We start from the raw sequence: 14418 nt of genomic DNA, 5'->3' as shown, positions 1-14418 counted from the left end.
CTCGCGCGCCTATTATATGTAATCAAGAAGGAAAACCCAATGGATCAAATGCCTAATTGCCCAAAATGTCAAAGTGAATACGTTTACCACGATTCAATTAATTTTGTTTGCCCTGATTGCGGTAATGAATGGGATAATAATAAAATTCAAGAATCAGATGACGATCAACTAATCGTAAAAGACAGCAATGGGAATTTGCTTACGGATGGTGATGATGTACTTTTGATTAAAGATTTAAAATTAAAAGGTTCATCAGAAGTATTGAAAAAAGGTACAAAATTCAAAAATATCCGCTTAGTAAATGGCGATCATAACGTCGATTGCGGCAAAATCATGTTGAAATCTGAGTTTTTGAAAAAAGCTTAATCGAAAAAAATGCGGTCTACATAGACCGCACTTTGCACTTTAAAGAAATAAATTTATTTAATAATATCAATCACTTCCCTGACTAATCGTCCAATTTCATCCCAATTTTTGGATTGAATCAATTTTTTCTCCACAAACCAAGAGCCTCCACAAGCAACAATATTAGGAATAGCGAGATAATCCCTTATGTTATGAAGCCCTATACCACCAGTCGGCATTATCTGTAATTGAGCATAAGGACCGAGCAATGCTTTAATCATTTTCACTCCTCCTGAAGCCTCTGCAGGGAAAAATTTTACCGCCGAAATTCCCATTTCTAATGCAGTTTCAATTGCCATAGGATTATTCACCCCTGGCGTTATTGGAAAATTTAAATCTTGACATAATTTCACAATTTTTGGATTAAATCCTGGTGTTACCACAAAATCCGCCCCACTATTTCTTGCTAGCATCACTTGTTCAGCTGTTAAAACTGTACCGGCAGCAATTAAAAAGTCAGGTCTATTTGCACGCAACAAACGGATCGCATCTGTCGCTGCTTCAGAGCGAAAAGTAATCTCTGCCACAGGTAAACCATTTTTAGCCAACGTATCTGCTAGCGGCAAAATATCTTCTGCATTATCCAACGCAATTACAGGCACAATTTTGAGTTCACGAAGTTTTTCAATAATTTGTTGAGTTGTGTATGACATAATTTTCCCTATTTAAAATAATTTTTTGCATTGTTGAAACAAATATCTTCAATCATTTTACCCAGTAATGAAATGTCATTTGGCGCTTCACCTTTTTCAACCCATCCACCAATCATTTCACATAAAATACGGCGGAAATACTCATGGCGAGTGTAAGATAAAAAGCTACGTGAATCAGTTAGCATTCCAACAAATTGACTGAGTAACCCTAATTGAGAAAGCTGTTGTAACTGACGTTCCATTCCGTCTTTTTGATCGTTAAACCACCATCCAGAACCAAACTGTATTTTCCCTGCAATACCATCGCCTTGAAAGTTTCCGATCATACTAGCGATCATTTCATTATCTCGAGGATTTAAGCAATACAAAATTGTTTTAGGCAGTTGATTTTCCTTATCCATTGCATCTAACAAACGAGAGAGAGGATATGCATAAGTTCGATCACCAATGGAATCAAAGCCACTATCTGCACCGAGTAAAGCAAACATTCGACTATTATTGTTACGTATTGCACCAATATGCATTTGCATTACCCAGTTACGTTTACAATATTCCGAAGCCAACCACACTAAAATGGCCGTACTAAATTGAGCGATTTCTTGCTCCAAGAGCGGTTGATTTTGCAAACGTTTTTGTAAAATACTATTCAATACTGATTCATCTGGAATAGCTGAAAAACGGACAATTTCCATACCATGATCAGCAGATTTACAACCTTGAGCATCAAAATATTCGAGACGTTTTAACAACGCTTTTTTTAAATCTGCAAACGTATAAATATCTACATCTGCAACTTCACTTAACTGTACAAGGTAGTCATTAAATTGTGGCAACTCAATTTTGAATACTTTATCAGGTCGCCAACTTGGTACAACATCAATATCAAAACTTTCATCATTCTTGATTGCTTGATGATATTGCAAAGAATCAATGGGATCATCTGTTGTCCCCACTAATTTCACGTTCATTTTCTGCATAATGCCTCGCGCAGAAAATTCAGGTTGTTGCAACATTTCATTACATTGATGCCAAATTTTTTCCGCATTTTGCGGATTAAATAACATATTGGTTATACCAAAAGGACGACGTAATTCTAAATGTGTCCAGTGATAAATTGGATTACCAATACAAAGGGGGACTGTTTTCGCCCAAGCCAAATATTTTTGATAATTAGTAGCATTCCCTGTAATCAATTCTTCTGGTACTCCAGCTGTACGCAAAGCTCGCCATTTGTAGTGATCACCCTCTAGCCAAATTTCAGCTAAATCATTAAATTGACGATTTTCCGCCACTTCTCTTGGATTTAAATGACAGTGATAATCAAAAATAGGTTTATTTTTGGCATAATCATGATAGAGAATCTTTGCTGTATCTGTTGAAAGAAGAAAATCTTCATCCATAAATTGTTTCATATTATCCCCCTACACACCGCTATAAGCAGAGAATCCACCATCAACCGGCACGATCACACCATTGACAAAACTCGAATAATTTTCATCTATTAAGAAAAGTAATGCACCGAGCAATTCTTCTGGCTCACCAAAACGTCCCATTGGTGTGTTAGTTAGAATTTTATTTGCTCTATTTGTTGGTTTTCCTTCAGTATCAAATAATAAAGCGCGGTTTTGATTACTAACTAAAAATCCTGGTGCTATAGCATTACAACGAATACCAACTTTTGAGAAATATACAGCAAGCCATTGAGTAAAATTACTGATTGCAGCTTTTGCACCAGAGTAAGCAGGAATCTTTGTGAGTGGCGTAAAGGCATTCATACTGGAAATATTAATAATATTTGCCCCTTGTTTACCAAGCATATCTTTTGCAAAAACTTGGGTTGGTAATAATGAACCTAAGTAATTGAGATTAAATACAAATTCTATACCAGATTTATCTAAATCAAAGAATGTTCTTGTCGTTTCATTTAAATCAAATTGATGGAACTCATTATCTGTTGTCGCTTTTGGATTATTCCCACCAGCACCATTAATTAAAATATCACAAGTGCCAAAATCAATAGCTATTTGATCACGCACTTCTTTAATATTTTCAAGTTCTAACGCATTAGTTTTATAAGCTTTTGCTTTTCCACCTAATTGGTTAATTTCCTTTGCTACTTTGTCTGCTGCTTCAAAATTCAAATCTAACAGGGCAATATTAGCTTTAGTATACGCTAACTGCTTAGCTAGAAATGAACATAACACTCCGCCAGCCCCCGTGATTATAATTAGTTTATTTTCTAAGTTATGGTTTGCTGCAATATTCATGGTAAACTCCATTAATTAAATTCAGATTGAAGATGAGAAGTTGCGACTTTATCTATGATCGCACCTTTATGTTGAATGACGATGCCAGCAATACGATTACCTTGCTGACAACAAGTTTCTAAAGGCTTATTTCGTAAATAACCGTTTAGAAATCCAGCATTAAAAGAATCACCAGCAGAAGTTGTATCTACCACATTTAAAATAGACTCAGGTATCACTTGTCCATACAGAGATGAATACCTATCTGAAAAAATTGCGCCATTCTTACCGCACTTCACTATCACTTTCGGTATACCAATTTTATGTAATCGCTCTAAAGTATCCCCTGATGTTTTATCTTTCCATAATGCTTGTTCATCATCAAAAGTTACCAACGCTATATTGACACTAGGCAAAAGCTGCAAATAACAATCTTGTGCTTCTTCTAATGAATCCCAAAGTTTTGGGCGATAATTACTATCAAAAACAATTTCTACGCCTTTTTTAGCTAAAGAAGATAATTGTTCAATTAAAAAAGTGCGGTCATTTTTCGGTAAGATTGCTAATGAAATACCACTTAAATAAATCAAATCAACTTGCTGAAGTTCTGCAATAACCTTAGCAAAATCAGGATGTTGAACCATATAACGTGCTGCAGATTGATTACGCCAATAAAGGAACGTGCGTTCGCCTTGAGCATCTAATTGGATTAGATAAAGACCTGGTTGATGCTGTTCATCCTGTAAAACACAATTTATTTGGATGCCATCTTCTTGCCAATATTTAAGCATTTGCTTGCTTAAATTATCGGTTCCTAATGCAGAGACATAATGAACTTGAATCTCTTTTGATGAACTTACTCGGCTAAGATAAGTTGCAGAATTTAAGGTATCTCCACCATAACTTTGCCACATTTCCGCAAAGGGTTTCCCATTGAGTTCAATCATACACTCGCCGATAAATGCTATTTTTTTCATATTCGCCCCAAAGTAAAGGGTATGCGAAACGCCTACCCTTCTCAATGCCAATTATTTGGTTGCTAAACTATCAATACGTTCAATATATTCCTTAAGTAAAGGATTTGATTTAGCAGCATCATGCATATCCTTTGTTGCATCAATAAACGGTTTTTTATCAACTTCAACAAAAGTTACACCTAATTTATCTTTTGCTTCCTGAGTTGTTTCAGCAATCATTTTTTGCCATAAATCTTTATGATACATCATAGAATCATCAGCAGCTTTCTTGAGAGCCTGTTGTTGCTCTGGTGTTAATTTATCCCAAGATTTTTGACCTATTACTAACACATCTGGAATCATTGTGTGTTCATCACGACTAAAGTATTTCGCAACCTCACCATGACGTGCTAATGTTAAAGCAGTTTCATTATTTTCAGCTCCATCCACTACTTTTTGTTGCAATGCTGTATAGAGTTCGCCATAAGCTAATGGTGTTGGATTTGCGCCCATCAATTTGATCATTTCAACTGCGGTTGGGCTTGGTTGAACACGAATTTTCATACCTTTTAAATCTTCAGGAGACTGGATTGGTTTAGCAGCATAGAAACTACGTGCGCCACCATCATAATAAGTTAAACCAACAAACCCCTTTCCTTTTGATGAATCAAGGATTTTTTGCCCTACCGCAGGATCAAGTAAAACACGATAGTAATGGTTCACATCATGAAAAAGATACGGGATATTATATGCGCCATAAGAAGGCTCAAATGCTTCCAATTCACTCGCATTTGATTTTGCCATATCAAGAGAACCTGCTTGTAATAGTTCCATTGATTCACGCTGGCTACCTAATTGGCTATTTGGATAAATGCGGATCACAACTTCTCCATTAGTTAATTTTTTTACTTCATCTGCCATATACTGCATTGAAATATGAACAGGATGAGTTTTGTCATTGTTATGACTTAATTTTAATACGGTTTTAGCAGAAGCTGAGAAAACAACTCCTGCAGACAACGCCAGCGTTAAAGCGCAAGAAAGCATATGTTTTTTGATTTGCATAAGGCATCTCCATAGTAAGTCAATAAAAAACCATCCTTAACAACTTGGATGTAGCAAGAATCATAAACCAAAAAACAATGCGGTCAATCCAATTTATTTAAATTGGTGATCCACATCACACTTTTAAATAAAAAAACTTGTCAAAAACAAAAAAAACACACAAAATTGGTTCACCAAATTAAGTTAATAACATAAGGAACCTATGATGAATAAATTTATATCCATTATGAATTGGGCATTATCAACGATTTGTGTAGCTTTAAGTTCATTTCTAGTATGTTGCGTAGTTTGGCAGGTGCTATCTCGCTATCTATTAAATACGCCTAGCACTTATACAGATGAAATAGCTAGATTTCTTTTTATTTGGGTGGGCTTAATGGGCGCAGCTTATGCTCTTGGTCAAAAGAAACACCTAGCGATTGATCTTCTAGTCAGTAAATTCGAACACTCGCCCAGCCTTCAACATCGATTACAACTTGTAATTAATTTAATCAGCGTAGCTTTTGCAACAATGATTATGTGCTATGGAGGAGGTAACTTGGTAATAGACACTGTAAACAATGGGCAAACATCACCTGTCCTAGGTATCCAAATGGGAATAGTTTATCTAGCAATTCCTTTAAGTGGTTGCTTTATGCTGATTTATCTTTTAAGAGATATTATAGATAACTTTCATCATTTGAATCTTAAATCATCACCGCTTTCAGATAATCAAGGAGAATAAAATGGAATGGTCCAATATTATTGTGCTTAGCTCAAGTTTCTTTGTCCTACTTTTTATTGGTGTACCAATTTCATTTTCAATTGGAATTGCCTCACTGCTTACTATTATGCTTTCTATTCCTTTTGATGCTGCCATTGCTGTTATTTCGCAAAAAATGGCATCTGGATTAGATAGCTTTTCATTACTCGCCATTCCTTTTTTCATCCTAGCTGGCAATATTATGAATCGTGGCGGCATTGCGATGCGACTAATTGAATTTGCTAAAGTAATTGGTGGGCGATTACCTGGCTCTCTAGCTCATGTGAATGTATTAGCCAATATGATGTTTGGTTCAATTTCTGGCTCTGCTGTAGCATCAGGAGCAGCAATGGGCGGGATTATGTCGCCTTTACAAAAGAAAGAAGGGTATGATCCAGCTTTTTCCGCCGCAGTAAATATTGCCTCTTGTCCAACTGGACTACTCATCCCGCCTAGTAATACCTTTATCGTGTATTCATTAATTTCAGGGGGAACATCTATTAGCGCATTATTCCTTGCTGGTTACATTCCAGGAGCCTTAATGGGCTTATCAATTATGCTGATTGTGTCCATTATCGCGAAAAAAAGAAAATATCCAGTATCCGCTAAACCAACAAGCGCCGAAGTAATAAAGAAAACGCTGGACGCTTTACCAAGTCTTGGTTTGATAATTGTGATAATGGGCGGAATCATAGGTGGTATTTTTACAGCAACTGAAGCCTCTGCTTTTGCTGTTGTTTATACTCTAATTCTTGCTGTATTTTTTTATCGTGAAGTCACTCTCAAAGCATTACCTAAAATTATTTTAGATTCAGTGGTAACAACAGCCATTGTATTGCTGTTAATAGGCACATCAATGGGTATGTCTTGGGCAATGGCTAATGCAGATATTCCTTATACAATTAGTGATGCGTTATTAAATGTATCCGACAACCCTATTGTCATTCTCTTAATCATCAACATAATTTTATTGATTGTTGGAGTGTTCATGGATATGACACCTGCTTTGTTAATCTTTACGCCTATCTTCTTACCAATTGTTACTGAATTAGGAATGGATCCTGTTCATTTTGGTATTTTGATGGCATTCAACCTTTCTATTGGTATTTGCACACCACCAGTTGGAAGTGCGCTATTTATTGGTTGTTCTGTTGGTGGCGTAAAAATAAACCAAGTAATTAAACCATTATTACCATTTTATGCTGCATTGATTTTAACCCTCTTGCTGGTTACTTATTGGCCTGCATTAAGTTTAGTTTTACCTCAAATGTTATTAGGTTATTAGTTATCTAAATAGGAAAATAAGATGAAATCAATAAAACATTGGAAATTGATAAGAAACCATAATCATCAAATTGAAATAAGTTGTGATCACGGTTATAAAATGCATATTTTCGTCTTAGAAAATGATCTGTTACGTATTGCATTTACAAAAAATAATACTTTCAAAGTTACTCATACTTGGGCTATTGCACCAAATCAAACAGATGTATTTTGGCAAGGTCGCAATAAATGGTCATTAGAAGGATTTACTTGCCCTGATTATGCCATTTTACAAACAGAAAAAACGCTTGAAATCTCAACCGCACTTTTAAAAGTAACAATTCATCAACCCCTCTATCTAGAATGGGAATATAAACACGGCGATAAATGGAAACCATTATTTAAAGACCGAAAAACTGGTGCCTATTTAATGGGTATTTCAAATACTACCATTTCTCATTATTTACAACGAGATATTCAAGAACATTATTATGGACTCGGTGAAAAAACAGGAAATCTAAATCGCCATGGACGCCGCTTTGAAATGCGTAATATTGATGCAATGGGCTATAATGCTGAATATACGGATCCTCTTTATAAACATATTCCATTTTATATTACACACGCTCCTGAAGTAAGTTATGGGCTATATTACGATAATCTTGCCCCTTGTTGGTTTACCTTAGGTAGTGAAATTGACAATTATCATTCTTACTATCGTAACTATAAAGCTGAGGATGGAGATCTTGATTACTACGTTATTCTCGGCCCCAAAATACTTGATGTAACAAAAAAATATTGTCGCCTTACAGGAGGTACTATTTTTGCTCCTAAATGGAGCTTAGGTTATAGTGGTTCAACTATGCACTATACCGATGCACCTGATGCTCAAGAGCAACTAAAAAAATTTGTCAATTTATGTAATGAACATGATATTCCTTGTGATTCATTCCAACTCTCTTCAGGTTATACCTCTATAAATGGGAAGCGTTATGTTTTCAACTGGAATTATGACAAGATTCCAACCCCTAAAGAAATGACAAAATATTTTCAGAATGCGGGGATGAAATTAGCTGCAAACATTAAACCATGTTTATTGCTAGATCACCCACGTTATCAAGAAGTGGAAAAACTTGGATTATTTATTAAAGATTCTGAATCAAATAATCCTGAAAAATCTATGTTCTGGGATGATGAAGGTTCTCATTTAGATTTTACCAATATAGACACGGTAAATTGGTGGAAAAAGAATGTAAAACAACAATTACTCGATTACGGCATTGATTCTACTTGGAATGATAATAATGAATTTGAAGTATGGGACAACTACGCAAAATGCCATTATTTCGGTGAAGGTATGCCAATAAAATTATTGCGCCCACTACAACCATTATTAATGATGAGAGCTTCCTATGAAGCTCAATTAGAGTACGCACCAAATAAACGTCCTTATTTAATTTCACGTTCTGGCTCACCTGGGATGAACCGTTATGTACAAACTTGGTCTGGAGATAATCGTACCAGTTGGAATACATTACGTTACAATATCAAAATGGGATTAGGTATGAGCCTTTCTGCACTTTATAACGTTGGGCATGATGTAGGTGGTTTCTCTGGAAATAAACCAGATCCTGAATTATTTGTACGTTGGGTACAAAATGGTGTAATGCATCCACGTTTCACTATTCATTCTTGGAATGATGATAAAACTGTCAATGAACCTTGGATGTATCCACAAATAATTAATATTATTCGTGATGCTATCCAATTACGTTATATATTAATGCCTTATTTATATAACACATTATGGAAGGCTCATCATGAACATGAACCAATACTGCGTCCAACATTCCTTGATCACGAACATGATAAAAATACCTTTGAAGAAAATGATGACTATCTTTTAGGTGAAGATTTACTCGTTGCTTCTGTTGTGGAGCCTAACCTGCGAAAACGTGAAGTATATCTACCACAAAATTTCGTTGGTTGGTATGATTTTTACACGCACAAATGGTTTAATGGCGGTGAAAAAATCATAGCCGAGGCGCCATTAGAAAAAATTCCGTTATTCTTAAAAGCTGGAAGCATTATTCCAATGGCAAAAAAAGGTCATAAAAATACGTTATCTGATAATTATAGAGAATTATTAATTCTGCCTTTTATTAATCAAGGAGAGAAAAATATTACTTTATTTGATGATGACGGTGAAAGTTTCGATTATTTAAAAGGTAAATTTTTGAAACTTAATATTCATCTAAAATGCACTAGTCAAACAGTTGAACTTGTTTTAGAAAAATCAGGTGATTATTTACCAAAATATAATGAAATTAATTTTAACCTTCCTAATGAAGAAAATAGAAAATTGATCATTAATGGTAAAACAGTCACTAAAGGCTATAAATTGAGTTTATCAGATTAAAATTAGGAAAAATTTATGAACATTGATGACTTGCGATCCTATAAGAAGATAGGAAATGAATTAAAACAACAGCTAAATAATCATCAATATAAAATAGGCGACAAACTACCAGCAGAAAGAGACTTGGCTGATTATTTTGATGTAAGCCGTACAGTCATTCGAGAAGCCATAATTATGCTTGAATTAGAAAACCTTGTTGAAGTACGCAAAGGTTCTGGAGTGTATGTGATTGCATTGCCACAACGCACTGCAAGTAATGATGAATTTTTAGATAAGGTTGATGTAGGCCCTTTTGAACTTTTACAAGCTCGCCAATTATTAGAAAGTAGTATGGCTGAATTTGCAGCATTACAAGTGACAAGAGCAGATATTACTAAATTAAAAGACATTCTAGCAAGAGAGCGAAATACTCTTGAACAAGGTGATGAAGATTATGTGGCAGATGAAGATTTTCATCGTACTATAGCAGAAATAACCCAAAATGAAGTTATCTTACAAATGCAAAAAGCACTGTGGGATCTTCGTACTAATAGTCAAATGTGGAAAGGTTTACATCTTCATATTCCAAATCAAAGTTATCGTCACCTTTGGTTACAAGATCATGAAAATATTATTACAGCCCTGCAGAGAAAAGATCCTGCAATGGCAAAAAAAGCAATGTGGCAACATTTAGAAAATGTTAAGCAAAAACTTTTTGAATTATCTGATGTAGATGATCCTAATTTTGATGGTTATCTATTTAATATGAGTCCAATTGTTGTTGATCGTTAGAAAACTATAGGAGTTAAAAATGGAACAAGCATGGCGTTGGTATGGACCAAAAGATCCTGTTTCTTTATCTGATATTCGTCAAGCAGGCGCAACTGGTATAGTCACTGCACTTCACCATATTCCTAACGGTGAAATATGGAGTATTGAAGAAATTAAAAAACGCAAAACTGAAATAGAGAATGCTGGTTTAAGCTGGTCAGTAGTGGAAAGTGTACCAGTTCATGAAGAGATTAAAACTCAGACTGGAAATTATCAAAAATGGATTAATAACTATAAACAAACTCTTCGCAATCTTGCTCAATGCGGAATTGACACGGTTTGTTACAATTTTATGCCTGTTTTAGACTGGACTCGTACTGATCTCGCTTATGAATTACCAGATGGTTCTAAAGCATTGCGCTTTGATCATATCGCTTTCGCAGCATTTGAACTTCATATTTTAAAACGTCCTGATGCAGAGAAAGCCTATAATCAAGAAGAACAAGTTGCTGCCAGAACCTATTATGACAAGATGTCAGAGCAAGATATAGCGCAATTAACTCGCAATATTATTGCGGGCTTACCTGGGGCTGAAGAAGGTTACACTCTTGATGAATTTCAAACTCAATTAGATCGCTATAAAGATATTTCACCCGAAAAATTCCGTACGCATTTGGCTTATTTTTTAAATGAGATCGTACCTGTTGCCCAAGAAGTAGGAATCAAAATGGCGATTCATCCAGATGATCCTCCACGCCCAATCTTAGGCTTACCACGCATAGTTTCAACTATTGAAGATATGCAATGGTTTGTAGAAACTCAACCATTACCAGCAAATGGTTTTACAATGTGTACCGGTTCTTATGGCGTACGTTCCGATAATGATCTAGTAAAAATGACTGAACAATTCTCTGATCGTATTTACTTCGCTCATTTACGTTCTACTCAACGTGAAGATAATCCACTAACCTTCCATGAGGCAGCTCATCTAGAAGGAGACGTAGATATGTTTAATGTAGTAAAAGCTTTATTAAACGAAGAATATCGTCGATTAAGCCAAGGAGAAACACGTTTAATCCCAATGCGCCCAGATCATGGGCATCAAATGTTGGATGACTTACGTAAAAAAACCAACCCTGGCTACTCTGCCATTGGTCGGTTAAAAGGTCTAGCTGAATTTCGCGGTTTAGAGATGGCACTAAAAAAAGTGTATTTCAATAAGTAAAAGAAAAAGTGCGGTCATAAAAAACATTATTTTTATCGACCGCACTTCTAATTTATTTCATCAATCTTCTCATTCGAATATTGATCATTTCGACCACAACAGAGAATCCCATTGCAAAATAGATGTAACCTTTCGGGATGTGAATATCTAAACTTTCTGCAATTAAACTAATTCCCACTAAAACCAAGAAAGCTAAAGCCAGAATTTTCAACGTTGGATGCGTATCTACAAAATCACCGATTGGTTTTGCCGCAAACATCATCACGCCAACGGCAATAATAATCGCCAAAATCATCACAGGAAGGTGGCTTGCCATACCTACTGCTGTAATCACGGAATCTAAAGAAAATACAATATCTAGCACTGCAATTTGAATTAATACGCCAAGATAACTCACTTTATTTTTTCTTTCCGATTCATGATGGTCTTGATGATTGATTGCTTCTTTAATTTCGCCTGAACTTTTTACAATCAGGAATAAACCACCGATTAATAAAATCAAATCACGCCCAGAAATTTCTTGATTAAACACAGTAAATAACGGTGCAGTAAGCTTCATCATCCACGCCAGTGACATTAAAAGTAAAATTCTTGTCAGCATTGCCAAAGCAAGCCCGAGAATACGACCAGATTGGCGTTGGCTTTCAGGTAAACGCCCTACTAGGATACTAATAAAAATAATATTATCGACCCCTAAAACGATCTCCAAAGCAGCAAGTGTCGCAAGTGATATCCACGCTTCTGGATCAGTAATCCATTCAAACATAATTTTTCCTATAATAGAGTTAAATAAATCCGAAAGTGCGGATCATAATGGCTTTATAATGAAAAGCAATCGTTATTTATATTTGAGAAATGATTGATTAGTCGTTTTTAAGCGTTTCAAAAATCCTTTCAGCAAGTTTAGGGGAAATGCCCGGTACAGAGGCTATTTCATCTAAGGTCGCCTTTTTCACACCTTGTAAACCACCAAGATATTTAAGTAAAGCTTGACGACGTTTAGCACCGACCCCTTCAATAGTTTCTAAACCACTTTGTGTAAAGGCTTTTTGACGTTTTTTACGGTGTCCGCTTATGGCGTGGTTATGGCTTTCATCGCGGATATGTTGAATCAAATGCAATGCCAAACTATCATCAGGTAAATGAATTTGGCGGTCTTGTTTGCTGATAATCAGTACTTCCTGCCCTGCTCGACGATCCACACCTTTTGCCACGCCAATTAAGTGCGGTCTATTTTTATCCCATTTTACTTGAAGATGTTGGAATACATTCAATGCACGATTTAATTGCCCTTTTCCACCATCAATAAAAATAATATCGGGAATTTTATCTTCTTCTAAATCACGCTCATAACGTTTCTGCAACGCTTGTTCCATCGCAGCATAATCATCCCCGCCAGTAATCCCTTCAATATTAAAACGACGATAATCAGATTTCATTGGACCTTCTTGATTAAAGACAACACAAGATGCTACCGTTTGATTGCCCATCGTGTGGCTTATATCGAAACATTCCATACGCTTAATTTCAGGAAGATTTAACAACTCACACAACGCTTGATAACGCTCTGACATTCGTGAAGATTGTTTAAGTTGTACATTTAAAGCCGCTTTAGCATTAACCTGTGCGAGCTGTAAATATTTACTCTTATCGCCTTTTACACTTTCTTGAATCGTCACTTTTCTGCCCGCTTGATCAGTAAGAAGTTGCTCAAGCTCTGATTTTTCAGCTAATTGACGATCGACAATAATACTATTCGGGATACTTCGTCCTTGATGACCTTGTAAATAAAATTGCCCCACAAAAGTTTCTGTAAGCTCAGATAAATCCGTATTGGCAGGTACTTTTGGGAAATAACTACGATTGCCGAGCACTTTTCCTTGACGAATAAACATCACTTGTACACAGGCTAAACCATGTTGGTAAGCGATGGACATAATATCCATATCATCTAAACGCTCATTGGATACAAATTGTTTTTCAATAACCGAACGTACCGCCTGAATCTGATCACGATAACGCGCCGCCTGTTCAAAATCTAAATTTCTGCTTGCCTGCTCCATTTTACCAATTAAATAATCTAACACCTGTTGATCTTTGCCTTGTAAAAATAAACGGGCTAATTCAACTTGCTGATTATATTCTTCATCGGAAACATATCCCTGTACACAAGGCGCAGAACAACGCCCAATTTGATATTGCAAACAAGGACGAGAGCGGTTGGAATAAACGGAATTTTCACATTGGCGAACAGGAAAAAGTTTTTGCAAAAGTGATAACGTTTCACGCACGGCTCCTGCGTGAGGATAAGGTCCGAAATATTCACCGGCAAATTTTTTAGACCCACGATAGGACGTGATTCTTGGATGACGTTCTTTGGTTAATAAAATAAATGGATAGGACTTATCATCACGCAATAATACGTTATAGCGAGGCTGATAAAGCTTGATAAAATTATGCTCTAGCAGTAAAGCTTCCGTTTCAGATGAAGTTAGCGTGGTGTCAATATGATGAATTGACGCCACCAAGGCCTCTGTTTTTTTACTGCTCAGATTTTTACGAAAATAGCTTGAAAGACGTTTTTTTAGATCCTTTGCTTTCCCAACATAAATAACCTGATCCTTATCGTCATACATACGATAAACACCAGGTTCGTGAGAGACATCCGCTAAGAACTTTTTAGCATCAAACATT

General features: G+C 35.9%; 13 protein-coding genes. 6 read left to right on the top strand and 7 right to left on the bottom strand.

Going from position 1 to position 14418, the window contains the following annotated elements; all coding sequences use genetic code 11:
• Positions 1–39 precede the first annotated feature (39 nt).
• A complete protein-coding gene (locus DV415_RS03110) occupies positions 40–366 on the top strand; it encodes a zinc ribbon domain-containing protein YjdM (RefSeq protein WP_118790217.1) in 327 nt (108 codons plus the stop codon).
• A gap of 53 nt (positions 367–419) precedes the next feature.
• Here the strand turns inward: DV415_RS03110 and DV415_RS03105 are convergent, their stop codons facing one another.
• From DV415_RS03105 to DV415_RS03085, 5 genes are read right to left on the bottom strand one after another with little or no spacing between them, the layout of a single operon-like run.
• Positions 420–1058, bottom strand: a complete 639-nt coding sequence (locus DV415_RS03105; protein ID WP_118775217.1) for a bifunctional 4-hydroxy-2-oxoglutarate aldolase/2-dehydro-3-deoxy-phosphogluconate aldolase — start codon at positions 1056–1058, stop codon at positions 420–422.
• An 8-nt stretch (positions 1059–1066) separates the two neighbouring features.
• Positions 1067–2470 carry a glucuronate isomerase gene (gene uxaC, locus DV415_RS03100; protein WP_118790216.1) on the bottom strand — a complete coding sequence of 468 codons (1404 nt, stop codon included), beginning with the start codon at positions 2468–2470 and terminating at the stop codon, positions 1067–1069.
• A 9-nt stretch (positions 2471–2479) separates the two neighbouring features.
• Entirely contained in the window at positions 2480–3325 is an 846-nt protein-coding gene (locus tag DV415_RS03095) for an SDR family oxidoreductase (protein WP_192879082.1), read from the bottom strand.
• A gap of 11 nt (positions 3326–3336) precedes the next feature.
• On the bottom strand, positions 3337–4281 hold the full coding sequence (locus tag DV415_RS03090) for a sugar kinase (protein ID WP_118790214.1): 945 nt from the start codon (positions 4279–4281) through the stop codon (positions 3337–3339).
• A gap of 51 nt (positions 4282–4332) precedes the next feature.
• Positions 4333–5325 (bottom strand): TRAP transporter substrate-binding protein, encoded by a 993-nt coding sequence (locus tag DV415_RS03085; protein WP_112102169.1) that lies wholly within the window; start codon positions 5323–5325, stop codon positions 4333–4335.
• A 205-nt stretch (positions 5326–5530) separates the two neighbouring features.
• Here DV415_RS03085 and DV415_RS03080 point away from each other — a divergent pair, with 205 nt between their 5' ends.
• From DV415_RS03080 to uxuA, 5 genes are read left to right on the top strand one after another with little or no spacing between them, the layout of a single operon-like run.
• Complete coding sequence (locus DV415_RS03080; protein WP_105877363.1) at positions 5531–6049, top strand: TRAP transporter small permease; 519 nt, start codon at positions 5531–5533, stop codon at positions 6047–6049.
• Position 6050: 1 nt separating this feature from the next.
• A complete protein-coding gene (locus tag DV415_RS03075) occupies positions 6051–7352 on the top strand; it encodes a TRAP transporter large permease (RefSeq protein WP_118782171.1) in 1302 nt (433 codons plus the stop codon).
• 21 nt (positions 7353–7373) lie between these two features.
• Positions 7374–9749 (top strand): glycoside hydrolase family 31 protein, encoded by a 2376-nt coding sequence (locus DV415_RS03070; RefSeq protein ID WP_118790213.1) that lies wholly within the window; start codon positions 7374–7376, stop codon positions 9747–9749.
• 15 nt (positions 9750–9764) lie between these two features.
• Complete coding sequence (locus DV415_RS03065) at positions 9765–10520, top strand: FCD domain-containing protein (protein WP_005691025.1); 756 nt, start codon at positions 9765–9767, stop codon at positions 10518–10520.
• Positions 10521–10539: 19 nt separating this feature from the next.
• The gene (uxuA, locus tag DV415_RS03060; protein WP_118791511.1) at positions 10540–11724 is read left to right on the top strand and encodes a mannonate dehydratase; all 1185 of its coding nucleotides are present in this window, start codon (positions 10540–10542) and stop codon (positions 11722–11724) included.
• Between the two features lie 52 nt (positions 11725–11776).
• On the opposite strand, the gene DV415_RS03055 is transcribed toward uxuA, so the two are convergent.
• Together DV415_RS03055 and uvrC are read right to left on the bottom strand one after the other, a co-directional pair.
• Entirely contained in the window at positions 11777–12490 is a 714-nt protein-coding gene (locus tag DV415_RS03055; RefSeq protein ID WP_118791512.1) for a TerC family protein, read from the bottom strand.
• Between the two features lie 97 nt (positions 12491–12587).
• Positions 12588–14417 (bottom strand): excinuclease ABC subunit UvrC, encoded by a 1830-nt coding sequence (uvrC, locus tag DV415_RS03050; RefSeq protein WP_118791513.1) that lies wholly within the window; start codon positions 14415–14417, stop codon positions 12588–12590.
• Between the last annotated feature and the right edge of the window lies 1 nt (position 14418).

It is taken from the genome of Haemophilus haemolyticus, assembly GCF_003490595.1.
GTDB lineage: Bacteria > Pseudomonadota > Gammaproteobacteria > Enterobacterales > Pasteurellaceae > Haemophilus > Haemophilus haemolyticus_L.
The sequence above is the reverse complement of the archived record's forward strand: the minus strand, read 5'-3'. Positions and strand labels throughout refer to the sequence as shown.

What these genes read in the sequence shown, in the direction of transcription:
- DV415_RS03110 (WP_118790217.1), top strand. Translation starts at nt 40, where the DNA reads ATGGATCAAATGCCTAATTGCCCAAAATGTCAAAGTGAATACGTTTAC.
- DV415_RS03105 (WP_118775217.1), bottom strand. Translation starts at nt 1,058, where the DNA reads ATGTCATACACAACTCAACAAATTATTGAAAAACTTCGTGAACTCAAA.
- uxaC (WP_118790216.1), bottom strand. Translation starts at nt 2,470, where the DNA reads ATGAAACAATTTATGGATGAAGATTTTCTTCTTTCAACAGATACAGCA.
- DV415_RS03095 (WP_192879082.1), bottom strand. Translation starts at nt 3,325, where the DNA reads ATGAATATTGCAGCAAACCATAACTTAGAAAATAAACTAATTATAATC.
- DV415_RS03090 (WP_118790214.1), bottom strand. Translation starts at nt 4,281, where the DNA reads ATGAAAAAAATAGCATTTATCGGCGAGTGTATGATTGAACTCAATGGG.
- DV415_RS03085 (WP_112102169.1), bottom strand. Translation starts at nt 5,325, where the DNA reads ATGCAAATCAAAAAACATATGCTTTCTTGCGCTTTAACGCTGGCGTTG.
- DV415_RS03080 (WP_105877363.1), top strand. Translation starts at nt 5,531, where the DNA reads ATGAATAAATTTATATCCATTATGAATTGGGCATTATCAACGATTTGT.
- DV415_RS03075 (WP_118782171.1), top strand. Translation starts at nt 6,051, where the DNA reads ATGGAATGGTCCAATATTATTGTGCTTAGCTCAAGTTTCTTTGTCCTA.
- DV415_RS03070 (WP_118790213.1), top strand. Translation starts at nt 7,374, where the DNA reads ATGAAATCAATAAAACATTGGAAATTGATAAGAAACCATAATCATCAA.
- DV415_RS03065 (WP_005691025.1), top strand. Translation starts at nt 9,765, where the DNA reads ATGAACATTGATGACTTGCGATCCTATAAGAAGATAGGAAATGAATTA.
- uxuA (WP_118791511.1), top strand. Translation starts at nt 10,540, where the DNA reads ATGGAACAAGCATGGCGTTGGTATGGACCAAAAGATCCTGTTTCTTTA.
- DV415_RS03055 (WP_118791512.1), bottom strand. Translation starts at nt 12,490, where the DNA reads ATGTTTGAATGGATTACTGATCCAGAAGCGTGGATATCACTTGCGACA.
- uvrC (WP_118791513.1), bottom strand. Translation starts at nt 14,417, where the DNA reads ATGTTTGATGCTAAAAAGTTCTTAGCGGATGTCTCTCACGAACCTGGT.